The sequence below is a fragment of the Paenibacillus sp. FSL H7-0737 genome (genome assembly GCF_000758545.1).
GTDB lineage: Bacteria > Bacillota > Bacilli > Paenibacillales > Paenibacillaceae > Paenibacillus_AQ.
In genome coordinates this window covers 2317807-2340374 of sequence record NZ_CP009279.1, presented here as the reverse complement: position 1 = coordinate 2340374, position 22568 = coordinate 2317807, and the positions used below count along the sequence as shown (strand labels likewise).

General features: G+C 45.2%; 24 protein-coding genes. 8 read left to right on the top strand and 16 right to left on the bottom strand.

What is annotated here, in order from left to right; all coding sequences use genetic code 11:
• The first annotated feature begins 25 nt into the window (after nucleotides 1-25).
• Entirely contained in the window at nucleotides 26-1246 is a 1221-nt protein-coding gene (locus H70737_RS09860) for an MFS transporter (RefSeq protein WP_042126273.1), read from the top strand.
• Nucleotides 1247-1253: 7 nt separating this feature from the next.
• Here H70737_RS09860 and H70737_RS09855 read toward each other — a convergent pair whose 3' ends face one another.
• Nucleotides 1254-1883, bottom strand: a complete 630-nt coding sequence (locus tag H70737_RS09855) for an O-methyltransferase (RefSeq protein WP_042186797.1) — start codon at nucleotides 1881-1883, stop codon at nucleotides 1254-1256.
• Nucleotides 1884-2081: 198 nt separating this feature from the next.
• Here H70737_RS09855 and H70737_RS09850 point away from each other — a divergent pair, with 198 nt between their 5' ends.
• Together H70737_RS09850 and H70737_RS09845 are read left to right on the top strand one after the other, a co-directional pair.
• A complete protein-coding gene (locus H70737_RS09850; protein ID WP_042186795.1) occupies nucleotides 2082-3221 on the top strand; it encodes a THUMP domain-containing class I SAM-dependent RNA methyltransferase in 1140 nt (379 codons plus the stop codon).
• Nucleotides 3222-3424: 203 nt separating this feature from the next.
• Nucleotides 3425-5395, top strand: coding sequence for an LTA synthase family protein (locus tag H70737_RS09845; RefSeq protein WP_042193610.1), 1971 nt, complete (start codon nucleotides 3425-3427; stop codon nucleotides 5393-5395).
• 86 nt (nucleotides 5396-5481) lie between these two features.
• On the opposite strand, the gene H70737_RS09840 is transcribed toward H70737_RS09845, so the two are convergent.
• From H70737_RS09840 to H70737_RS09800, 9 genes are all read right to left on the bottom strand, one after another.
• A complete protein-coding gene (locus tag H70737_RS09840; protein WP_042126265.1) occupies nucleotides 5482-5721 on the bottom strand; it encodes a YuzB family protein in 240 nt (79 codons plus the stop codon).
• A gap of 41 nt (nucleotides 5722-5762) precedes the next feature.
• Complete coding sequence (locus H70737_RS09835; protein ID WP_042126263.1) at nucleotides 5763-6065, bottom strand: HesB/IscA family protein; 303 nt, start codon at nucleotides 6063-6065, stop codon at nucleotides 5763-5765.
• A 125-nt stretch (nucleotides 6066-6190) separates the two neighbouring features.
• A complete protein-coding gene (locus H70737_RS09830; protein WP_042186793.1) occupies nucleotides 6191-6442 on the bottom strand; it encodes a hypothetical protein in 252 nt (83 codons plus the stop codon).
• Nucleotides 6443-6552: 110 nt separating this feature from the next.
• The gene (locus H70737_RS09825; RefSeq protein ID WP_042186791.1) at nucleotides 6553-7761 is read right to left on the bottom strand and encodes a M14 family metallopeptidase; all 1209 of its coding nucleotides are present in this window, start codon (nucleotides 7759-7761) and stop codon (nucleotides 6553-6555) included.
• A gap of 207 nt (nucleotides 7762-7968) precedes the next feature.
• On the bottom strand, nucleotides 7969-8775 hold the full coding sequence (racE, locus tag H70737_RS09820; RefSeq protein ID WP_042193608.1) for a glutamate racemase: 807 nt from the start codon (nucleotides 8773-8775) through the stop codon (nucleotides 7969-7971).
• Between the two features lie 254 nt (nucleotides 8776-9029).
• Nucleotides 9030-9482 (bottom strand): YtxH domain-containing protein, encoded by a 453-nt coding sequence (locus H70737_RS29745; protein ID WP_052404235.1) that lies wholly within the window; start codon nucleotides 9480-9482, stop codon nucleotides 9030-9032.
• Nucleotides 9483-9582: 100 nt separating this feature from the next.
• Nucleotides 9583-10248, bottom strand: a complete 666-nt coding sequence (locus tag H70737_RS09810; protein WP_042186789.1) for a helix-turn-helix transcriptional regulator — start codon at nucleotides 10246-10248, stop codon at nucleotides 9583-9585.
• A 59-nt stretch (nucleotides 10249-10307) separates the two neighbouring features.
• Entirely contained in the window at nucleotides 10308-10748 is a 441-nt protein-coding gene (locus H70737_RS09805; RefSeq protein ID WP_042186787.1) for a DUF86 domain-containing protein, read from the bottom strand.
• Between the two features lie 210 nt (nucleotides 10749-10958).
• A complete protein-coding gene (locus tag H70737_RS09800; protein ID WP_042126253.1) occupies nucleotides 10959-11246 on the bottom strand; it encodes a Dabb family protein in 288 nt (95 codons plus the stop codon).
• A gap of 164 nt (nucleotides 11247-11410) precedes the next feature.
• Here H70737_RS09800 and H70737_RS09795 point away from each other — a divergent pair, with 164 nt between their 5' ends.
• Both H70737_RS09795 and H70737_RS09790 read left to right on the top strand, forming a co-directional pair.
• A complete protein-coding gene (locus tag H70737_RS09795; RefSeq protein ID WP_042186785.1) occupies nucleotides 11411-11995 on the top strand; it encodes a helix-turn-helix domain-containing protein in 585 nt (194 codons plus the stop codon).
• A 147-nt stretch (nucleotides 11996-12142) separates the two neighbouring features.
• Entirely contained in the window at nucleotides 12143-12946 is an 804-nt protein-coding gene (locus H70737_RS09790; protein ID WP_042186783.1) for an MBL fold metallo-hydrolase, read from the top strand.
• A 58-nt stretch (nucleotides 12947-13004) separates the two neighbouring features.
• On the opposite strand, the gene H70737_RS09785 is transcribed toward H70737_RS09790, so the two are convergent.
• The 4 genes from H70737_RS09785 to rpmG all read right to left on the bottom strand — a co-directional run bounded on the left by H70737_RS09785 (nucleotide 13005) and on the right by rpmG (nucleotide 15718).
• Entirely contained in the window at nucleotides 13005-13745 is a 741-nt protein-coding gene (locus H70737_RS09785; RefSeq protein WP_042186781.1) for a GNAT family N-acetyltransferase, read from the bottom strand.
• A 15-nt stretch (nucleotides 13746-13760) separates the two neighbouring features.
• Nucleotides 13761-14186 (bottom strand): DUF6157 family protein, encoded by a 426-nt coding sequence (locus tag H70737_RS09780; RefSeq protein WP_052404234.1) that lies wholly within the window; start codon nucleotides 14184-14186, stop codon nucleotides 13761-13763.
• 120 nt (nucleotides 14187-14306) lie between these two features.
• Nucleotides 14307-15518, bottom strand: a complete 1212-nt coding sequence (locus H70737_RS09775) for a GTP-binding protein (RefSeq protein ID WP_042186779.1) — start codon at nucleotides 15516-15518, stop codon at nucleotides 14307-14309.
• Nucleotides 15519-15568: 50 nt separating this feature from the next.
• Nucleotides 15569-15718: a 50S ribosomal protein L33 gene (gene rpmG / locus H70737_RS30210; RefSeq protein WP_076283195.1), complete on the bottom strand. Its 150-nt coding sequence runs from the start codon at nucleotides 15716-15718 to the stop codon at nucleotides 15569-15571.
• Between the two features lie 199 nt (nucleotides 15719-15917).
• Between rpmG and H70737_RS09770 the strand changes: the two genes are divergently transcribed.
• From H70737_RS09770 to H70737_RS09760, 3 genes are all read left to right on the top strand, one after another.
• Entirely contained in the window at nucleotides 15918-16946 is a 1029-nt protein-coding gene (locus H70737_RS09770) for a CobW family GTP-binding protein (protein WP_042186776.1), read from the top strand.
• A 74-nt stretch (nucleotides 16947-17020) separates the two neighbouring features.
• Nucleotides 17021-17932 carry a permease gene (locus H70737_RS09765; RefSeq protein WP_331281428.1) on the top strand — a complete coding sequence of 304 codons (912 nt, stop codon included), beginning with the start codon at nucleotides 17021-17023 and terminating at the stop codon, nucleotides 17930-17932.
• 48 nt (nucleotides 17933-17980) lie between these two features.
• Nucleotides 17981-18856: a TIGR03943 family putative permease subunit gene (locus H70737_RS09760; protein WP_042186772.1), complete on the top strand. Its 876-nt coding sequence runs from the start codon at nucleotides 17981-17983 to the stop codon at nucleotides 18854-18856.
• On the opposite strand, the gene H70737_RS09755 is transcribed toward H70737_RS09760, so the two are convergent.
• A complete protein-coding gene (locus H70737_RS09755; protein ID WP_042193599.1) occupies nucleotides 18849-19244 on the bottom strand; it encodes a NusG domain II-containing protein in 396 nt (131 codons plus the stop codon). The two genes, H70737_RS09760 and H70737_RS09755, sit on opposite strands and share 8 nt — an antisense overlap.
• A gap of 101 nt (nucleotides 19245-19345) precedes the next feature.
• Nucleotides 19346-22435: a PAS domain S-box protein gene (locus H70737_RS09750; protein ID WP_052404232.1), complete on the bottom strand. Its 3090-nt coding sequence runs from the start codon at nucleotides 22433-22435 to the stop codon at nucleotides 19346-19348.
• Between the last annotated feature and the right edge of the window lie 133 nt (nucleotides 22436-22568).

Genomic DNA, 22568 nt, shown 5'->3' with positions numbered 1-22568 from the left:
TTCTTTGAAAGGAAGTGAAAGCACTTTGAAGAAATGGGAGACATGGAAGGTCAACCTCTTAGTGCTTTGGTTCGGACAATTCTTGGTAAATGCCGGAATGACGATGATTACACCGTTCCTGACCTTGTATCTTGCTAAGGATCTTGGAGTTCAGGGTGAGCATGAAATTGGAATTTGGGCGGGCCTTATTTTTGCCGCAAACTTTTTAACTTCTTTCATTTTCCAGCCACTATGGGGAAAACTTGCTGACAAATATGGACGTAAAATCATGCTCCTGCGCTCCAGCTTTGGCATGGCTATCGTTATGGTGTTGATGGGCTTCGCACAATCCCCTATGCAGCTGCTCTTACTGCGACTGCTAAACGGTACAATCTCCGGCTTCAATCCCGCCTCCATCGCACTCGTTTCGGGTACTACTCCGAAAGCACGTATGGGATTTTCGATGGGGCTGATGCAGTCTGGTTCTGTTGCAGGTACCATTCTTGGACCACTTATTGGTGGTTTTCTTGCTGATTTAATCGGATTTCGTCCGATCTTTTATGTCGTTGGCGCCTTGCTCTTCATCGCCTCTCTGCTGGCACTGTTTCTCGTTAAAGAGAAATTCGATCGTGCAGAAGCGGCACAAGAGCCACAGGTGTCAGTCATGGAGGGCTTGAAGGAATTGATCAAGATCCCTCAGCTCCCGGCGCTGTTTGGTGTAACCTTTTTGCTGCAATTTGCAATGATCAGCCCCATGGCCTTGCTGCCACTTTATGTTGAAAAGTTAAATGGGCCTGCTGAGAATATAGCCTTTTTAGCCGGAATGGTCAGCGCAGTTACTGGGATCTCCAACATGCTGGCTTCCCCCTTGCTCGGCAAGCTGAGTGATAAAGTCGGCGCACACCGCATTCTGACCTACGCGTTAATCGGGGCTTCGCTATTCCTGATTCCGCAAGCATTCGTTACTAGCGTGTGGCAGCTAATCATTGTCCGTTTTCTCATGGGGATTTTTATGGGCGGCCTATTGCCCAGCGTTAATGCGCTTATCCGGTCTTATACCCCTGACGGGAAAGAAAGCCGCGCATTCGGCTTCAACGGCAGCACATTGTCACTGGGCAATATGCTGGGAGCTATCATAGGCGGCTTTCTATCTGGTTATATTGGTATTGAGGGACTGTTTATCATCTCCGGAAGCTTGTTGCTGTTGAACACCGTATGGGTCCGGGTTAAGCTATACAAAGCTACTCCGCCACGGTTATTTCGCTAATCTTCTGCTATTTCACCATTGCCAACGCCAGTCCATCATAGGCTGGCAGACAAGTGCTGATCAGACGGTCATCGGTGGCGATCATTTCATTGAAATGCCGTACAGCGAGAATGGCAGGTCCATTTCGATCTGTATTTAGCGTCCGTCCGCGGAGAAAGATATTATCACCAGCAATAATCGCGCCTGGATTAGCCATCTTGATGGCATATTCCAAGTAATTGGTATAGTTAATCTTGTCTGCGTCGATAAAGAAGAAATCGAACTTAGCTCCCTCTTCGTCCAGTGCCTTCAGGCTGTCCATCGCGGGTCCTATTCTATATTCCGTAGAACCCCCGAATCCGGCCAGTTCTAAATTACGGCGAGCAAGCTCGGCATAATCGGCCCTCAGCTCTAGTGAAGTCAGCGTGCCACCTTCATTAAAGCCGCGAGATAAGCAAATCCCGCTGTAGCCGCCAAGTGCGCCAATCTCCAAAATACGCGTGGAGCGAGACAGTCTAACAAGCATAGTGAGTAGTCTTCCGTACCCTGGCTCGACAGACACCTCCGGCATACCCGCTTGGACGATAGCTTCTTTTACCTGAAGCAGGATTTCGTCCTCGGTATAAAGTTGTTCACTGTATTCTTCTTGGGTAAGCATAAAGATTCTCCTTTGATGATCCCCCGTTTTCTCGAATGAAGGGATGACGGGGAAGATTTTATGGTTTATGGAATGCCGGGCATTGTGAAGTGTCCCGCATTCCCCTATACTTGTATGGATGCTTTTCTTATGGTATTGGCTTTTCTTATTGTACTGGCTTTTTGTATTTATCTACAAGTTAAACGGAGTTGAGAGTATTTGAGCAAATTACAATTAATCGCTACTGCCCCTATGGGATTAGAAGCTGTAGTAGCGCGCGAATTAAACGAACTGGGTTATGAGACCACGGTCGAGAATGGTCGTGTATTGTTCAGTGGTGATTATATCGACATCTGTCGCTGTAATTTATGGCTGCGTACATCCGACCGCGTATTAGTAAAAATGGGCCAATTCCCCGCTAAAACCTTCGATGAGTTATTTGAGGGTGTTAAAGCGCTGCCTTGGGAAGACTGGATTCCCGAGAATGGAGAATTTCCGGTTGAAGGACGATCCCATAAATCACAACTAACGAGTGTACCCGCTTCCCAAGGGATTGTCAAAAAAGCTATCGTCGAGAAGCTGAAGCTCTCCTATCATACGGACTGGTTCCCAGAGAACGGACCTCGATATGTGATCGAAGTGATTCTGTTAAACGATATCGCGCTTATTACGCTAGACACCACCGGACCTGCTCTTCACAAACGCGGATACCGCAGACAGGCTACAGAAGCGCCACTGAAGGAAACGATGGCAGCCGCTTTAATCCAGCTTAGCCGCTGGAATGGCCACCGTCCGCTATATGATCCATGTTGTGGTTCGGGAACATTGTTGATCGAAGCCGCGATGATCGCTTGGAATATCGCACCGGGACTACGCCGTTCCTTCCCTTCAGAACATTGGCCAGTCATTCCTAAGCATCTGTGGGAAGAAGCTCGCGAAGAAGCTTTCGATGCCGTACGAGACGATTATCCATTGCAGCTAACCGGCACGGATATCGATCCTGCTGCTATAGAAATTGCTGAAGCCGCTGCTAAAAGCGCCGGCCTGTCCGGAGAAATAACCTTCACCGTGATGGCTGCCGCCAAGGCAAGACCCCAAGGCGAATACGGCTGTATCATTACCAACCCGCCATATGGTGAACGGATCAGTAATGATAAAGAGGTGGAGAAGCTGACTCGCCAGTTTGGTGAAATGATGCTGTATCTACCGACTTGGTCATTCTTTGCAATTAGTCCTTATAAGGAATTCGAACAATATTACGGACGTAAAGCGGACAAACGTCGCAAGTTGTATAACGGACGTATTGAGTGTCAATATTATCAATACTTGGGTCCACTTCCACCTAGAAATCCGAAATAATTCGGAAGACAATTACGCCAAGCATAAACGCCTTCGGCGTCCTTAAAAGGACGGTAAGCGTTTATGCGAGAAATATAAGAACGGACATCTACCTCGATTGAGGACGGTGTCCGTTTCTTCTTACATACTCAACTTCTGCGCTAGGAGGCTTTAACGTGTCACGAGATCCATTTAGTAGGAGCAGCTCATCCATAACGGATAGAATGATCACTATTGTCCGCTCCCGTTATATTGGTTATATCCTTTTTCTTGTCCTTATGCTCGCTAAGCTAATGTTTCTTCACAGCGGCCTGCATGCTCCTAATATTGATATGAACCGTCTCGACAAGCTCATTGCTCTCGGTTCAGTTATGCTGTTATCCTTTTGGGTGTTATGGCTCCCCCGACGTGGACAAACCATAGCCCTGATAATCATAAACGTGCTCCTGACATTACTTATTTATTCTGATATTGTCTACTATCGCTACTTTCAGGATTTCATCACCGTTCCCGTTCTTTTTCAAGCCGGACAGATGGATGCACTTGGCGGAAGTATCTTTGCACTACTCCGTCCCTCTGATCTCTACTTGTTCGCGGATTGGCTGATATTTCTGGTTTACACCATTTGGGTAGTGTTATTCCGTCGGAACACGCCTGCCTATAATAATGGACAGCCTTCCTATTATGCTCGCACAAGTCATTTTCGTCCCTCTTCACGCTTAATGAGAGGACTAAGACGGAGCGTTAACGGGGTCGTTGCATTGGTATTAGGCTGTATTCTGACCTTTGGCCCTATCCACTCTTACGCCACTACGTGGGCCAAGGGTTTATTCACTGGTAACTGGTGGAGCTTGGCGATGTATAACGTTACTGGACTCATTGGATTTCACGGTTATGATATTTACTTGTATGCCAAAGATCATTTAGGCCCGCAGCCTGAGCTTTCACAAAAGGAAGCCAGCTCCATGAAGCTCTGGTTCAATGAACACAATGCTGAGCAAAGTGCTCTTAACGACAGCTTTGGAAAATACAGCGGAAGCAACATCGTTGTTATTCAGGCCGAAGCTTTTATGAATTTTGTAGTGGGACGATCGATCAATGGACAAGAGGTCACACCTAATTTGAACGCTCTAATCAAAGAGAATACCTACTTCAGTAATTACTATCATCAGACCTCACAAGGACGAACCTCCGATGCGGATTTCGCCTCGAATGGTTCACTGTATCCGCTGGTCTCCGGCTCAGTATTTGTCCGTTACCCGGATCATCAATTTGACACGTTACCTGCCATTTTGAAGTCCAAGGGCTATAGCAGCAATGCCTTCCATGCGTATGAAGGAAGCTTCTGGAATCGGCAGATTATGTATAAGGCGATGGGGTATGACCATTTTTATAGCAAAAAAGACTTTAAGATCGACGAGCCCCTAGGCTGGTCATTGGGAGATAAATCATTCCTGCGGCAGTCCCTAAATATTATGGATTCTGTAGAATCGATCCAGAAGCCCTTTTACTCTTTTTTGACTACACTATCTAGTCATCACCCATATTCTCTCCCTGCGGCTAAGCAAGAGCTTGATACCGGGGAGTTTAAAGGTACCATCTTCGGAGATTATTTGCAGGCTGTTCATTATACAGATGAAGCTCTAGGTGAATTGGTGAGTGATATGAAGCAGCGTGGGTTGTGGGATAACACGATCCTTGCCTTTTATGGTGATCATGATAACTCGATCCAAGAAACCTCTTATTACGAACAATTTCTTGGTAAAAGCTTAAGTAAGCTCGACATGCATCAAATCATGCATCAAGTTCCATTACTCATTCATCTGCCGGGTAATAACACCTCGGTGATTGATTCTAATCCGGCTGGTCAATTGGATCTCACACCTTCCTTACTCCATCTGCTTGGAATCTCACAAGATCCTTATTATCTCATGGGTAATAATCTGTTCAGTGGCAAAGAGCGACTTGTGACACTGCGAACCGGTGCCTTTGCCGATGCGAAGCGCTCCTATCTTCCAAGTGAAAATGGACAATTCAACAGCGGCACCTGTTATAGCCTCGACAGCCGCGAAGCCATTGACGTTGCGGGGTGCAGTACCGGGTTCGAGACAAGTAAGCAACGACTGCAAATCTCAGACGATATCATGAAATACGATGGCATCAAGATGCTCCGAAAGGAAGAATCTGCACCATAAAAATTTCATTTATAAAACAAAAAGCCCTAAACTCCGTCATCAACACGGGTTTAGGGCTTTTTAAGTTGATGGATAAGACCTCTGCATTATTTCTGAACGGCCGGTTGCTTGATAAAAGCTTCTACCTTCTTCAACACTTCTTCCTCTGTTGGAGCACTCACATAACGACCATTAACATATACAAAGGCCCGTTTGCCACATGGACCACAGTACGACTTACAGCCGACCTTGATCTCTGCATCAGGCGCCATCTTTTGCAGTTTGGGTATGATACTCTTCAATTTCATAAAATTACATTCATCGCACACTTGTATATCGTTAGCCATGGAGCAACCCTTCTTTATGTCCCAAATTTAAGGCGAAACGTTTAGTGATCGCCGTGATTACCTTTAGACGGATTAGTAATAACAAAACCTTCTTCAGGAAGATATAAATAATCAACGACCACACCATCAAGGAGCGGTTGATTCGGATCAAGAATAACATCGATTTCTTTATCTGTCGAGACTACAACATCATTCTCATTAGGCGTGTCCAAATCCAGTCCGTAGTGAGCATGATCACCGTGAGCATGCGTAATCGCTACGCGAAGCTTCAACTCGCTGTTTCCTTCAAGTTCCATTTGTTTCTTTATCACTTTAGCCGCATTGCGGGTAATTTTGACCTTCATCTATCATCCATCTCCTAGTACTTAAATTAAATACTCAATTACCTATTTTAAAGGTAAATGATATCTAAAAGCAACTATATTAACAAATTAGATACACAATCCGAGGTAGATCTCACTTCACTGCCTCATTTTCCGACCTGAAGTGCCGGGTATTTTCGTCCCATCCGTGACACGAACCAGCCCATAAGAAGCATCGTCACACCAACATCATCGATCGGTAAAAAAGGCATAAAATCCGGCAACACCCAATAGAGCAGCACTGGGATTGTGAATAAAAGCTTGTCCCCTATTGCGACTTTAGGGGAGATCACATATCGCCAGGAACTACTGAAGATAGTAGACCATTGTTTCAGTGACAGCAGTTTTTTCAGTTTCATAGTGACCCTCCTCCCAAGTAAAAAGGATACAGCCGCGGATAACGTGTAGTGACGACAGCGGCCATACCCTATGGTTTATGTTACGCAAGTTTACTGTAATTGTTTCATAATTATTTCACATTGGATAGTATCGTTCCCAAAATTAGACCCGTTTCTAACGCCATATCCTCAAAATCTGCCAGTGGCAACGGATTTTTGCCGATCCCCATCTCAACTGTAAATCCTGGTTTGCGAAAGGTCTGGATGAACCAATCCTTATACCCGGCATCGCTGCCAGTTAATTCGACTGCACGATAGCTGCTCGCAGCGGCCAATCGTGTTGCTAATTCGCGGCTTTCGGGAGGCTCATATCCCCGGTAATTCCAGTAGATCTCTCCTCCTTGGCTATGCAAAGACACTGCAGCTTCTCCGGGCGCGTTCTCAGCAAGTACCGCTAGAGCTGCTGCCTCAGGTTCACTTAACGCCTCAGGACCACTGTAATCACGCGGAGAGGGCAGGGTTACACCACGTCGTTCCCGTTCCTCTTCCCAATGAGCAGGGAACTGATCCCCGAGATCCACACCGCGTATATTGGCCTTCCAATGGCGAAAACTCCGCCGTCCCCCGTTCCATTTCATAAGGTCCTCATAATAAGGGTGGCCTGGTAAAACGCCCTCCTGCACTAACTCCACGCCGTCAGGGTTAGCCATGGGTACAGCCCATAGGGTCCAATTATTGTACCATTCCTCTGGACGATGACCATTCCATGCCAAACCTTTAGCATAAGCTGCTGCATACTCTTCTATGAACGACATCAGGCAAGGCGAGGTCAGCCATTCATTAGCATGTAGAGCCGCATTAACATGCAAATGGCGGGTTCCATTGCCTATTTTAAGCACATGAATTGGCTTGCCGAGCACACTTTTGCCAATTGGATATGCTTGAATAAAAGGATATTGTGCAATCAGGCTGCTGATATCGTTCTCAACATCAACCGGACCGTACTCTCCACGTAAGAATACCACTCGCTCTGGAATCGGAGGCGGAATGACGAGCACTTTTCCCGGTGTACAAAAGCGCCCTGAGGACACACCTGGATTAAGCTTCTCCAAATCATCTAAACTCACATTGAATAATGAGGTTATGCGTTCAAGATCGTCCCCTTCCTGCACCGCATACCTTTTACGCGGCGAAGACGGCAGGAATAAAACCTGACCCGGATATAAATAAGACTGTCTCCCAACCCATGGATTGCCTTGAATGACATGCTCAGGGGTTAATCCATGCAGGGCGGCAATTCGGCTTACGGTATCTCCCCTGCTTGCAATATATTGTCGCATTAGGTCTCATCCTCTCGGCCTTAAATTGCTGATACGGTGGATACAAAAATAGCAGCAAACAGCACTTAACTCTATTGTATGCAAGAGCCACTACCCTGCATGAAGGAGAAATGAATCACAAGAAAATAGGCTGGGAATTATGCTTCCCAGCCTATTTTATCTTACACTCCGTAGAGTTTGTCCCTATTCAATTCAACATTGCTCTGCTTATAACGTGGATACTTGCCATACTACTGGGGTGCGTTTAATTTGTTCTCCAAGCCAGTCTCGGGCAATTCGCTGAAACATTTCAGCATCACCACTGCAGAAGAACTGATGAATTGGACTTTCATCCCCGATGGACAGCTTGCCTTTATCGTATAAAATCGTGCTGATCTCACGAGCTGTCTCATCTGCGGAACTGATCAGTTTGACTCCCGGTCCCATGGTCTCTCCAATAGGCTCAACAAGAAATGGGTAATGAGTGCATCCTAAAATTAAAGTATCGATGTTATTATCTTTAATGCCTTCCAATGCCTGTTCTACAATTTCATAACTTTTCTCTGAGCGGAACATGCCTTGCTCAACGAGTGGGACAAGCGCCGGGCAGGCTTGACTTACAACCTCAACAAAAGGAGACAGCTGCTTTAGTGCGTTAGTATAAGCCCCGCTGCCGATGGTTCCTATTGTACCGATCACGCCGACATGTCCGCTTTTGGTCGCGCTAATTGCAGCACGGGCTCCGGGATGAATCACCCCAATGACTGGGATAGAGACCTTGGCTGAGATATAATCGAGTGCCGCTGCTGTTGCGGTATTACAAGCGATAACAATCATTTTAGGATTAAACTGGATCAAATAATCTACAATTTGTTCTGTAAACAGTGTTACTTCCTCGGTCGAACGGGGTCCGTACGGAGCTCGGGCCGTATCTCCGAAATAAATGATTTTCTCCCGCGGGAGCTGCCTCATCACTTCTTTGACAACTGTTAGCCCTCCCACACCTGAGTCTAATATTGCAATAGCTTGCTGCACGAACACACCGCTTCCTTCTACTTGTTTTGTGTAGCTTATGTAAGCCGAAAACAAAATGTACCTGACTTTCAGCCCCAATTGCAGATATTACTCCTTTTGGACTCTTAGTTCAAGCCAAGACTTTTGCCATCATTTAACAGGTCTATAAGAATGAAATAAAAAAGCCACCTTCCGCCCAATGCGAAAAAGCGGCTCTATTAAAAGAGAATAAGTACTTTTTGACCGTAAAACCAAACACTCCATCCACTGTTTCATTATGCGATTTCGTTATTGTCCTTGTCATCTAGCTGAGCTTCTTCAAGACTAGCTTCTTCACTGCTTACTTCTTCATTTACAGGCGATACCTCTAACTCCGTTACCTCTTCCAAAGTGGCCGCTGCCTCTTGAATCGTTTCTTCCGTAGCAATTCCACTTACTGCTACAGTAGCAGTATCTTCTTCTACAGCATTCGAACATGATTTGCTCCATTCGCGAACCTCATGGACTACATGACCTATAGAATCCTTAGCTTTGTCATACAGCTCAACGCTCTTGTCTCCAGCCTGCACGGCAATTCCCTGCACCTTTTCAATGCCAGCAGCTGTTCCTTCCGCAATATCCTTGCGCAGCTCTTTACCTGGCTTAGGCGCGAACAGAAGTGCTGTCACTGATCCAACCACACTTCCGACTAAAGCTCCCCATAACAAACCTTTTGTGTCCTTTTTCATCGTTTCATCTCTCCTTTAAATTCATTGCTCCCCGCTCTACCGGGCTAATGCCTATATCTGCTATATCATAAGCAGCAGGAGTTTGTCTTGTGACTAATTATTACGACTTTTCAGAAGTTTTGTCTGTTACATTTTTGGGTGCAATTGCGTATCGGCAGCATTGTCCGCCTTCTGCCATACATTCACTTCGTGTAACCTTAGCATCCAGCAATTCCTCAAATAGGCTATGCTCGCATTGACAAGCTTTACGATACTGAGTAGCCACCTGGCGAATCGGGCAGTTGTATTCTTTTATGACATACGAACCATCCTCTTCTCGGTTCCACTCCGCCATATATCCACCAGCGTTTTGGATCGACGATAACTCAGCTACTCGCTCTTCCAAATTCCGGCGTTCCATCATCGGTGCATACTGGGTGAGCATCCGGCGACGGCGTCCCTCAAACAATGTATTAACAGCTTCCAATCCACTGCCATAATCCAATTCACGCAAAAGCTCCAAAGCCAGATTATGATAGCTTTTTGGAAAATACTCTTCGGACTTCTCCGTTAAAGAATACATATGTAAAGGCCGCCCCATCGCTTGCCGAACCACTTTTGTCTTAGCAAGTCCCTCCTGCTCCAGCTGAAGCACATGACGGCGGACACCCATCTCAGTAATTCCCAATTCTTCTGCCAGCGCGCCGATGGTCAGTGGTCCTTTCGTCTTCAGGAGCGTCATAATCAAGTGTCTTGTCGATCCATTTTCCTGCCCCATCTTCATCATAAAGGAACCCCCTCTCTTTCACGGCTACCGCCTATTTTATATGATTCTATCTTATGCTATTATAGCGTTACACCGGACCCAAGTTCCTGATCCAAATAATTCCCTACTTCAACAGCAAACTTCTCTAGCACCTCTGAAAGGATTGGTGTGAGCGGGTGTAGTGCTTCTCTTTCCCAGGCAAAATAATCCTGCACGAGCGGCTTACGAAGTGCGACAAGCTCTATTAATCGCTCGTAGATCTCACTTTTACCTAGTACTTTTTCTTCATGTATAATTGAAATGATATCCTCATAACTTCCGGCATCACGCATAATAAAGCCGTCAATCAGACAACTACCAACGTCCGTAACCACCTCTATCGCCAGATGAAGGCAGCGTTCTTGTATTAGTCCGGTTAAAGTATTGCCATCCCATGAAGCTGTTACAGTCCGAAGACCTGTAGTTATATCTGGGATTTGAGCAAGAATGGTTTCGATTTGTTTGCGGTTGACATAATACACAGCAATACCCCCATGTCAAAAATAGTTAGAGAAATCTGCATTATCCCTACTTACCGCGTTTGCCGCGGCGTTTCAGCCAAAAGAACATAATGAAACATGCCGCAAGAAAAACGACCAAATAAGTTAACGCTTCCATCGGATACTCGAGCTCACGCATTCCTGTCACCGCTTCCGGTATAAAATGATGATGCTTGTTAATCAGCAGATCGCTTAGATTACGTAATCCACAGCAATTGAAAGTTCTTTAACTTCATTAATATGAGCTATAACTTCCTTATGCGCCGGATGAACCTGATAAGCCTGTAAATCATCCAGTGAAGCTACCACCGTAACTAGAGCAATATCAAAGGATCGATCAGAATGAATGATATCAGCACCCACTTCAATCGAAAGGAGCTGCGGGATTTTACCTTCCATATTTCGCAGTACGGCTACCGTTGCCGCAACGCTTTCTTCGGACCGGTCCTTCAATTTAAAAAATACAATATGCTTGATCATTCTATCTCGCTCCCTGTTGTAATATTGTAATTAGATATTAAAAATATATCATAAGCGTACGCGTTCTGGAAGAAACTTAAAAAGTGATGTCAGAAATAGCAGCATTAACCATTGCCGATGTATATGAAAGTGTTGTAGTATATTTTTAAAAAATCGGAGGAATTATGCCTAGTAACCAACAAGAAACTCATAATATCCAGGCGTGGTCTCTGATCAACCGCAAATATCTTGGACAAGGCGTTCGTGTAAAAAGATTCCGCCGTCCAAAGCGCAGCCAGATTAGAAACCGTGTGTTACTTGCTGTATTGATGGCTAAGGATATCAAACTTTCACGACTCGCAGAAGATCTTGGTATATCCTCTCGCAGCGTAAGCGCCTGGGTATACGAAGGTCGTATCCCTTCCAACAATAACATTGACAAGACCTGCCGCCTACTCGGGTACCCGCCCCACATTTTGTTCAATGAAGCACTGATTCGTCAGAGTCCAATTGTATGTCAACCAACTCCTTCACGATTTATGAAAAGAAGTATTACCAGTTCGCCTCGCAGCAATGTGATTCTAACCGGCCTCTGTATGGTTTACGATTTTTCCGTAACCGATGTAAGTATTTGGATAGGTGTTCATCCCGGGACGTTTCGAAAATGGCTGCACAGCAGCCATCTGCCTACCCCTGCTCTGCAGGAAAAAGCCGAAGCCTTCTTCCGAATTCCACGACATATTCTATTTGCAGACTGCGGAACGCTCTAATGTGATCCTATCGCTTAATAAGTTCAAGGCCAGCCCTTCTTCCTTAATTAGGAGAAGGGTTTTTTGCCATATTTTTTTCTTAAAAAAGGGTCATACTACTGTTTAGGTACATTGTTCAGTACTAAAGAACGGAACAGGAGGCGTAAGATGAGACTTGACGGAATACTATCTGAAGGCTACACCGATACTTGGGACGTGGCCCCCGGTGTCATCGGACTACGAACCATGTTCGTAAATTGCGCATTCATCGGCCAGCCCAATTCGGACTGGATCATTGTAGATACGGGACTTAGCTCTTACACAAACAGAATTATAGATTATGCTAAGGAGAAGTATGAGAAGCCTCCGGTGGCAATTATCCTGACTCATGGGCATTTCGACCATATCGGGGGTGTGAAAAAGCTTATTGAGGAATGGAATGTACCCGTGTATGCTCACCCACTAGAGCTTCCTTATCTAACAGGTAAAGCGGATTATCCTCCAGCCGATCCGGCCGTAGGCGGCGGTCTGATGAGTATGGTGTCCTCATTATTTTCACATCATGGTATCGACCTTGGATCAGCCATACATCCATTACCCGAAGACAGAACCGTCCCCGGAGCAAAGGGCTGGAAATGGATCCATACACCTGGACATAGTCCTGGACATATTTCACTATTCAGACCAGAAGATAAGGTACTGATTGCTGGTGACACCTTTCTTACAGTCAAACAAGAGTCCGTATTCGCAGTAGCTACCCAGCATCAGGTGGTGCACGGCCCACCCTCTTATTTCACGACGGACTGGGAAGACGCGGAAAAGTCGGTCCGCACACTTGCGTTGCTAGATCCTCATATCGTTCTCTCTGGACATGGGGTGCCTATGGAGGGTGAAAAATTATCTACTCAGCTTGCTCATTTATGCAAGAATTTCAAGGAAATGGCGTTGCCGGGTCAAGGGAAGTTCGTGTGATTTCCTTGCGGGGTCCCATTTTGCTAAAATAGCCAATGCGCCCCCGCATCATTCAAGACTACACTCTATACCAATATTGATATATCTCCTTAAATCCGAGCTTGTCGTACAAAGCCGAAGCTCCAGTATTAGCTTGTACAACCTGCAAAAAAGCAGTTGTTGCACCCTGCGTCTTGCCCCAGTGTAGTAATGCAAGCAGCAGTTGTTCCGCCATACCTTGTCTACGCTGATCGGAAGCAGTGATAATATCAAAGAGACCTATGTAGCCGTTCTGAATAACACCCAGACCACAAGCGGTAGGAACGCCATTGTTAATCAACAGAATATAGCCCTGCTGCAAATGACAAGCGGATAACATTCTAGTTAAGGTGCTCCGATTGTCTTTTGAGAGCGCAGAGAGCTTTGTAAATGCATTTAACCACTCTTCAGTTAAGCTCTCCTGAACTTGTATCTCATATCGAAGCTCAGGAGTAGCTAATCCCTCCAGTTCTAATAGCCTAACAGATGATGGCTCGACAACTGTGTAACCACGCTCCGCTAGCGCCTCATCCAGGTTCGCAGGCTGGATATACGGCGTTATTTTAAATACTGGCTTTAATCCAGCATCCTTATAGTACTGCTCAGCAAGCTTAATTTGGTTTGTAAGATCCGCAAGAGAGCTTTTTTCTCCGTATAACGGATTGACCGAATTAGCTCTTTTCGTATATCCAGCTGCTGTGCGCAGAACCCAGCCATTCAGGAGAACACTCTGCTCCGCTGGCCAAGTATTAAGTGTGATTTCTTCAATTGCTTTATACAAGTTATCTCCTCCTTATTAGCCATGTTCCCGCTTATTACGCATCGCTGGCAGCAGCTTCACTGCTTCATCAGCACAAGAAGTAAAATAGTCGTATTCGGGAGACTCCTTGCCATAAATGGCTATTTTGCCCTCATTGTTGTAATGGACACCCCAGCCGAATCGCTTCGGAAGTAGAGAGGCTCGCAGGCATGGATGGTTTCTAGAGAATAGCTCCTTCCATATTTCTTCCCTACGGGTCACACGATCTTCTAGCGGAATTTGTTTATGGCGTACATGAACCTCAAACAGAAGCTCTTCATGATTGTATTTGTAAGGCTCATTAATAAGCAGCTCATATTGAATCACATGCGCAGGCGGGAGTGTACGGCAAGACATCGGCGGGATTCCCGTTTCCTCAGGACAATCCTCTGCTACACGTATGAAAGTGTTTGTATAACTCATGGGCATCACCTCTATTTTTAATTGAAATATATTCCTTCTATGATAGTTCATAGTCACTATAATTGCACAGCAAAAATCCGGAACCTCAACCTCCTGGATTCCGGATTTTCATCTGAATTTCTATTCCTCAGCCACTGCCGCAAGGAGTTCTTCAACAGGCCACGGAAGTGGATTATTAAACGTTGTCCAATCCTGCTTCAACTCATCTTTCGTCAACAAACATCGATCCAATCTCGCTTCGATTTGTGCTGAGTCCATACTAACACCGATAAACACGATTTCATTCATTCGATCGCCCCACTGCTCGTCCCACTTGGCTTTCATTTCAGGTTCGCTTTCCAATACCTCCTGCTGCTGATCCTCAGGCATTGTAGCTAGCCAGTAGCCGGCAGGTCCGAACTGAATCGAGGGTCCAGCCTGGCTGATACTTGCTGCAAGATCACCCTCTGCGGCAACCCATACAATCCCTTTCGCTCTGACAACTTCCTCCGGCCAATGACTAAAGAAAAAGCTTAACCTTTCCGGATGAAAGGGTGTTCTCCTGCGATAGACAAAAGAAGATATTCCGTATTCCTCCGTCTCAGGCGTATGTGTCTCCTTGTTAAGCTCCGTAATCCAACCGGAGGACAAGCTTGTTTTTTCAAAATCAAACAATCCAGTATTAAGAATCTCCTTCGGATCTACCACTCCGTTAACCGTACGGATCAGCTTGGCTGTCGGCTGAAGTTTGCGAAGCACAGCTTCAAGCTTGTTAAGCTCTTCTTCTTCTAGCAGATCACACTTATTAAGCAATAACACATCACAAGTCTCGATCTGATCAATGAGCAAATCCACAATATCGCGATAATCGTCTTCACCAGCCGTTTGATTACGATCGATCAGACTATCACCAGAAGAGAAGTCATACCAGAATCGGCCAGCATCCACAACGGTCACCATCGTGTCCAATTGAGCGAGTGAAGTCAAATCAATATCCAGTTCTGGGTTCGCATAAGTAAAAGTCTGTGCCACCGGAACAGGCTCGCTAATGCCAGATGATTCAATGAGGATATAATCAAAACGGCCTTCAGCTGCCAGCTTTTGTACTTCGACAATCAAATCGTCGCGGAGTGTACAGCAGATACATCCGTTAGACATTTCCACTAATTTCTCTTCCGTTCTAGAAAGCACATTACCTGACTTCACCAGGTTGGCGTCCACATTCACTTCACTCATATCGTTAACGATAACAGCAACCTTCAAGCCTTCACGGTTGTGCAAGACATGATTTAGCAGTGTTGTTTTTCCAGAGCCCAAGTAGCCACTTAGCACCGTAACGGGGATTTTTTTCATTCCGATCACTCCTATCATTGATTAGCATTTATGTTTGGCATTTATAGCTCTTACCGGGTTTCGCGGTGTAATGTAACTCTTTTCAGACGTGGACAATATTTCTTCATTTCCATACGTTCTGGGTGATTTCGCTTATTCTTGGTAGTTGTATAGTTACGATCTCCTGTCTCCGTGCATGCCAAAGTAATGATTACTCTCATTGTTCCATCTCCTTTTTTAAATCGTAATAATTACGATTAACATATCGTACACGTTTTATTCACAATCTGTCAACTATGATCTTGTAAAAATCCCAACTCTCTTAATTTTGTGGTCTTTCTTGCGAACAAATCACGTATAGATGGAAATATAAAAATATGATTCTTGTATTTCCAAGAGAATCAGGCAGGAGTGGAGATCATGAAGATACCAGTAATTATTTTGAGCGGGTTTCTGGGGAGCGGGAAGACAACTCTGCTGTTGTCCCTGCTGAAAGAGAGCAAGGTAAGGGGTCTGAACCCTGGCGTAGTTATGAATGAGCTGGGAAAGAGAGATGTAGATGGGTATATTCTGCAGGAGCATACGGGTGCAACCGTGACTAAGCTACTGGACGGATGTGTATGCTGTAGCCGTAAAGAGGATTTGGCAGACAGCCTACTGGTACTGCTAAGAGGACGCCCCGATGCTATTTATATCGAGCTTACTGGCGTCGCGAATCCGGAAGAAATCGCCAAAACATTACAAGAATCCGCTCTTCAAGAAAGGGTCGAATTGCATTTTACGATCACCTTATTGGATGCAGAAAACGCCTTGGAATATAACAGCAGACTCTCCTCTGACAAACAGCTGGTTCGTACGCTTCGCAAGCAGCTGTCCACCGCTGATCTCATTGTCGTTAATAAGAGCGATCTTGTAGAGCCTGAAACCTTATGGCGAATTGAAAAAGGTGTCCGAAAACAAAATACAGAGGCTGAAATCGTATATACCCATTACAGCGAAATCAACCTTTCACCGATATTATCAGGAATCACCCCACGTAAAATCATCGCTCCCGCGCCACAACGAGCACCTCAAACCTTTAAAGGCGCAACTCTTAAACAAATGAATTCAGAACAGGGAGCTACAGCAGTAAAAGAACGGCAAGAAGAGCCCCACGCTTCTTTTTCCCAAGTGACCGCCATCACGTTAACCATTCCGCAAGCAGGGACTATAATGCCTTCCAAAGAACGGCTAGAGGCTTTCTTTCAAGAATGGGGTGACAACCTGCTCCGTGCCAAAGGCCATATCCTTTTGTCCGAACAGGAACCGGTTCAACTTGTCCAATATGCCGGAATGCGTACAAGCTGGGAGGCATCACGTTACCCTGGAATGCCTTATGTGGTATTCATCGGGATAAATTTAGATGAGGAACTGCTGGCAGATCGGTGGTCCACCTTATTCGAACCTTGACTACCCTTTCCCCTTTAAAACTACTGCCGCTGCTTCTGCCGATCTCATTCCTGATTATCATTGGTTTTATATGGGTGCCAAATCACCTGGAGCTACTAGACAACGCGTACATCGACACGTTCAAAACCGGCTTTATCGGGATTTTGCTAGAAGCCTTGCCGTTTGTGTTAGCAGGAGCTTTATTATCCTCGCTGCTTCGGGTCTTTATCCCAGATGAAATGATCTCCCGCTGGATTCCACGGCAGGCGCTTCCGGCCATTTTATTCGCTTGCCTGCTCGGAATTATTTTTCCAGTATGCGAATGTGGAATGATCCCTCTCGTCCGCCGACTAATCCATAAGGGGATGCCTGTCTACGTGGCGATCGTGTTTATTTTATCCGGGCCCATCCTAAATCCAGTCGTCTATGGAGCAACACTGACGGCATTTCGCAACCACTCAGAACTGGCCTATGCCCGGATGGGTCTAGCTTTTGCAGTCGCCTGTATTATAGGCTTGATTATCTATGCAACGGTGAAAAAGTCCCCGATACGCCTTAGCGTTCAGTGGGAAACCGATAACACTCATCATAATAATTCTCGTGGAGGAAAGTTAGCCGCCGTCTTCGTGCATACCTCGGATGAATTTTTTGAGATGGGAAAATACTTAATCATTGGCTGCCTATTGACCGCTGGCATTCAGACGTTTATGGTTCAGGACAGTTTGGCTGCGATCGGAGATAAGCCGCTCGGGTCTTATTTTTTCATGATGGGCCTGGCATTTGTGCTTTCGCTCTGTTCCACCTCAGATGCCTTTGTAGCTTCCACCTTTGTACATTCTTTTCCAGCAGGAGCACTGCTCGCTTTTATGGTATTTGGGCCGATGTTAGATTTCAAAAATTCATTGATGTTACTCTCGCTGTTTAAGACCAAATTCGCTCTTTATTTGTTCTTTCTTATCTTTTCGAGCGTATTTATCGGAGCCGTACTCATGTCCTTATGGCTGTAATCATAGAGGTGGCAAGCAGATGCTTACCCCATTGTTAGGAGGAAGCGCATGAATGACTCTCGAAGCATCCGATTTCACTATTTGTTAAGGGCGGTCATTCTGCTCGCCTTTGCTCTCTATATTGGGCATTTAGTGCAGCAGGACGCTTTGCATTATTATGTAGCGCCTAAGCTAGCACGCTGGGTTCAGTTATGTCCGATTCCTCTGACACTAATGGCGCTCAGCTTGGCCATTCAAGCCTTATTTGGTAAGGGAAATGTGCTATGTGACTGCGAGCATCGCCTCCCACATTCCATATTTAAAAGTACAGCGCTTTATGGATTATTCCTGTTTCCACTGCTGCTTGGATTTGCACTTCCTGATCGTGCCTTGGGAAGTATGGCCGCTAGTAAAAAGGGGATTTCGTTCTCCTCTTTACCATCAGAGACTACCAACGCTGTTAGATTCGAATCGATTGATCCTTATCATGAGGAGCTCACCGAGCTAGCTAAGATCTTATATGGGCAGCCTACTATCCCTGTGTATTCTGATATTTTTTCTGAAACACTAGGCGCTATTGACATGTATAAACAACAATTTGAAGGCAAAGAAATTTCCGTTTCCGGTTTTCTATACCGCGATGACAGTGAAACGCCAGAGAATGTTTTTGCCATTGGCAGATTTCTGGTTCAGTGCTGTACCGCCGATGCTACTCCGTTTGGGATGTTGGTTGATTCCGGCAAATTAAAAAGCTTGCCCACTGATACCTGGATAGAGGTTCGGGGCAAGCTTCAAATTGTGCAATACAAAGGCCGAGAAATGATGCAAATACGCGCAGAAGCAATTACACCTATCGCGCAACCAACAACACCCTACATTTACACGAGTGCTGACTCCATAACCGCATGGAAAGCTTTGACGAATACGGCCAACCCTACTAAATAATTGCGTCCAGCTCATCCTCATCATCCACAGATCCGTTAGGGTTAAATACTTCAACCATAATACGGGCGGGTATACAGATGATTTGCTGCTTTGGCCTAGAAATAAAACCCATTTCCAAAGCGATTCGCAAAGGTGCGTCAGAATATGTCATTTGGATCCCGTAATCAAATACCTTTAAGGTATTGTGACCAAACTTCGATTGAATATCTATAATTTGCTCTTCTTTAGTCAAAGAAACGGTCTTGTATTCCTTACCATCAACCGTAATTACAGCTTTCAAATCGCCTTGTTGATACTGTTCATTATGGGTATCCCACCACTTGATTCCGTAAATCAAACCCGCTGCGAATAGAGCTAAAAAAATGATTACAAAATCACCACGCTTCATCTTTAACAAGGTATGGGTCCTTTCATTGACAATATATTCGTAATAATTACGATTACAAATATATTAATCTTACGCCCTTTTGTCAATGACACTCCTCATCCTTAACGAATCCGAGTAGACCAATCTTTTAAAACCCTGTCAAGCTCCTTTATGGAGATAGGCTTGGAGATGAAATCCTGCATTCCTGCACTCAGACACATGTCTTTATCTTCATTTCTGGCAAAAGCTGTGGCCGCAATAATAATGGGAGACAGCCCGAGCTTCTCACGTATGATTCCTGTTGCTTCTATCCCATCCATAATAGGCATCTGAATATCCATAAAGACGAGATCATAATCCTTGGACAGCACAGCTCGAACTGCTTCCTCGCCATTTGATGCAACGTCAGGGAAGTATCCCCTCTTCTTCATATAAGCCAGCATCAGTTGCTGATTCACAGGATGATCTTCAGCGATGAGAATAGACATCGGTCCATATTCTCCCGTATCAGATGCTCTGGCGTTAGGTTTATTGCTTTTGTCTGTATCCACTGAAGGGTGGAGCGTAACCTTCTGAATCCATTCCTCTTTTGGCAAAGAGACCTCCACGGTGAAAAAGAACTCTGAGCCATGTTCCTCACAGCTCCTCACACCAATCGCTCCTCCGAGCAGCTCCACCAGCTTTTTGCTAATCGCCAGTCCAAGTCCTGTTCCGCCATATTTTCGATTAATGGAAGGATGCAATTGCGAGAACGATTGAAACAATAACCCTTGACTGGCAACCGGGATCCCCAAGCCCGTATCTTTAACCATGAATTTAACGATAATATTTCCTGACTTTTGAGAAGCTTCCAGGCTGGCAGAAATACTAATTTCACCTGTCTCCGTAAATTTCACCGCATTTCCCACTAGGTTTACGAGAATTTGGCGCAATCTTGCCTCATCCGTCACAATGACAAATGGAAGATCAGGTGCAATATTGATAGTTAATAACAACCCTTTTTCTTTGACCTTCGGATAGAATAGCTCACTAACGTTCTGTATCACTTCACGCAAATCCACCATTTGCAGTTCAAGTGTCATCATGCCTGCTTCAATTTTGCTGAAATCCAGCACTTCATTCAAAATATGAAGCAATGCTTCTCCGCTACTTGTAATGATTTGTGTGTAGTAGCTCTGCTCTTCATTTAACTCTGTCCCTGAGAGCAAGTCTGCCATTCCTATAATACCGTTCATAGGCGTACGCAGCTCATGGCTCATGATCGCTAGAAACTCCGATTTCGCCCGATCCGCTTCCTCTGCAGACTCCTTCGCTCGCACAATCTCCTTCTCTTCTGTGATATCTCGGAAAACCACTACAGCCCCGATCCGCTCTTCTCCATCAAAAAGAGGAGTCATGTGATATCTGACCAAAAAGCTGGAACCATCTTGCCTCCAAAACACACCCTCTTTCTCATCAAAAGAGCGATTATTGAAGTGCGAGGGAATCAGCGTCTTCTGAATGCCCAAGAATGGCTCATTATCCAGCCAAGTCTGATGAATCGTATGGAATTTGCTGTTCAACCATTCCGTTGGATCGTATCCTAGCATAGTAATCGCCGCTGGATTGATGAACATCGTATCCCCTTCAAGATTCATACCAAATATGCCTTCAGATACCGAATTCAATATTAGAGCATGCTCGTTACTTAACTTCTCTATTTCTTCAAAATGCCGCGCCCGTTCCGCAATGTCCCGGGTTACACACACAAGCTCCCGTCCTCCAAAGGTCTCCGAGTAAATATAGCGAAGTGTTGTTTCCGTCCAAATGTACGTTCCATCTTTGCATAGAAACCGAAAGGTCACAGGGTCGAGCTTCTTCCCTTCCATACAGTTGCTAAGATAGGACACCACTTTCTCCTTGTCTTCAGGATGTATGTAATCAATACCTCTCGTTTCGTACATTTCTTCCGGTGTATAGCCGAACATCGTCTGGCAAATGGGTGATGCATATAGATAGATGAGGTCTCCGTCCGCTGTATTACGTGAAATGAAATCCATTGAATTTTCCGACAGGAGTCGGTAATTCTGCTCACTATCACGCATCTGTTCCTCCATTTGATGACGTTCAGTCACATCCTGGGCAATCCCGCTGATCTGTAGCACTCTTCCTTCCTCATCTTTAGTCACTTCCCAGTGTGCATCAAGAAACTTCAATTTTCCATCCGCACTTTTAATTCTAACCATAACTTCGCCATTCGTCCCATTCGCTAAAGACTGGTGAACCAGCTTTTGAAGTCTAGTAAAATCATCTGGATCAATACAGGAAAGCACTCGTTTGTAATCAAAATAGGAATGATTGCTGTCGTCCAACGAAAAGCCAAAAATGTTACGCATCTCTCTAGAAACCGTCAACCGCGTTTTCGTCGCATCCCATTCCCACGATCCCATTTTCGCAAGATATTGGGCTTGCGCCAGCATATCCTCATATTTCTTACGCTGCGTAATATCGCGGCCGATCGTTAATATCTGCTTGATTTCCCCCTGATCATCGCGTACCACCTGTGAGCTGCTCTCAATCCACAAATAATGTCCGTCTTTATGCCGGGCCCTGCGTGTATACACATCCGTATCAGAATAGAGCTTTCCGTGTTTTGTCATTTCAAGGGCATCTTCTGCGTGATAATACTCAGGTCTTTTCGTACCGATCATTTCATCTGGAGGATATCCTAGCAACAACTCCACTGAAGGAGAAACGTAGTGCAGTGTACCGTCTGGTCCGCCAAAAGAAATCATATCCGGCGTATTTTGTGTGATCAAATTATATAAATGCTGATCTTCCTGAATCTTATCTTCCGCAAGCTTTCGGTCTGTGATATCCGTAAGTTCTGAGATCAAGACAAGGGGTTCACTAGAGTTCTCCTGAAGAATCAGAAATATATGTTGAGCTACCCAGATTATCTCGCCACCCTTACATAAGAACCGTCTTTCTAACTCTATTGCGGTCCCAGGATCTGCTAAGAGATTGTTCAGGATAACGTAATGATCATCATCAGCTACATCGTCTGGATAAATAAGATCTAGATAGTGCATATTTAAAAGCTCTTCTTCAGAGTAACCAAGCATATGGCAAAGTGCTGGATTGGATTGAATCAAGGTCCCTTCCTTGGGAGAGACTACAGCAACCCCTATAGAAGACCGTAAGTATAGTTGCTTAAAAAGAAATTCAGACACCTGTGCAGCCTCCTCTTTTGGTATGGGGACAAACTTTATTACAATTTCGTAATCTATTCCAGTATACCTTTTTTTCGGTAATTAAGCTTGATAGTTGAGTCCTAAATGATAGGCCGGTGAAAAGCAATGAGAT

Bases quoted from the DNA above. Each gene is read 5' to 3' on its own strand.
- H70737_RS09855 (WP_042186797.1), bottom strand. From the start codon at position 1,883: ATGCTTACCCAAGAAGAATACAGTGAACAACTTTATACCGAGGACGAA.
- H70737_RS09845 (WP_042193610.1), top strand. From the start codon at position 3,425: ATGATCACTATTGTCCGCTCCCGTTATATTGGTTATATCCTTTTTCTT.
- H70737_RS09840 (WP_042126265.1), bottom strand. From the start codon at position 5,721: ATGGCTAACGATATACAAGTGTGCGATGAATGTAATTTTATGAAATTG.
- H70737_RS09835 (WP_042126263.1), bottom strand. From the start codon at position 6,065: ATGAAGGTCAAAATTACCCGCAATGCGGCTAAAGTGATAAAGAAACAA.
- H70737_RS09830 (WP_042186793.1), bottom strand. From the start codon at position 6,442: ATGAAACTGAAAAAACTGCTGTCACTGAAACAATGGTCTACTATCTTC.
- H70737_RS09825 (WP_042186791.1), bottom strand. From the start codon at position 7,761: ATGCGACAATATATTGCAAGCAGGGGAGATACCGTAAGCCGAATTGCC.
- H70737_RS29745 (WP_052404235.1), bottom strand. From the start codon at position 9,482: ATGAAAAAGGACACAAAAGGTTTGTTATGGGGAGCTTTAGTCGGAAGT.
- H70737_RS09810 (WP_042186789.1), bottom strand. From the start codon at position 10,248: ATGATGAAGATGGGGCAGGAAAATGGATCGACAAGACACTTGATTATG.
- H70737_RS09800 (WP_042126253.1), bottom strand. From the start codon at position 11,246: ATGATCAAGCATATTGTATTTTTTAAATTGAAGGACCGGTCCGAAGAA.
- H70737_RS09795 (WP_042186785.1), top strand. From the start codon at position 11,411: ATGCCTAGTAACCAACAAGAAACTCATAATATCCAGGCGTGGTCTCTG.
- H70737_RS09790 (WP_042186783.1), top strand. From the start codon at position 12,143: ATGAGACTTGACGGAATACTATCTGAAGGCTACACCGATACTTGGGAC.
- H70737_RS09780 (WP_052404234.1), bottom strand. From the start codon at position 14,186: ATGAGTTATACAAACACTTTCATACGTGTAGCAGAGGATTGTCCTGAG.
- H70737_RS09775 (WP_042186779.1), bottom strand. From the start codon at position 15,518: ATGAAAAAAATCCCCGTTACGGTGCTAAGTGGCTACTTGGGCTCTGGA.
- rpmG (WP_076283195.1), bottom strand. From the start codon at position 15,718: ATGAGAGTAATCATTACTTTGGCATGCACGGAGACAGGAGATCGTAAC.
- H70737_RS09770 (WP_042186776.1), top strand. From the start codon at position 15,918: ATGAAGATACCAGTAATTATTTTGAGCGGGTTTCTGGGGAGCGGGAAG.
- H70737_RS09760 (WP_042186772.1), top strand. From the start codon at position 17,981: ATGAATGACTCTCGAAGCATCCGATTTCACTATTTGTTAAGGGCGGTC.
- H70737_RS09755 (WP_042193599.1), bottom strand. From the start codon at position 19,244: ATGAAGCGTGGTGATTTTGTAATCATTTTTTTAGCTCTATTCGCAGCG.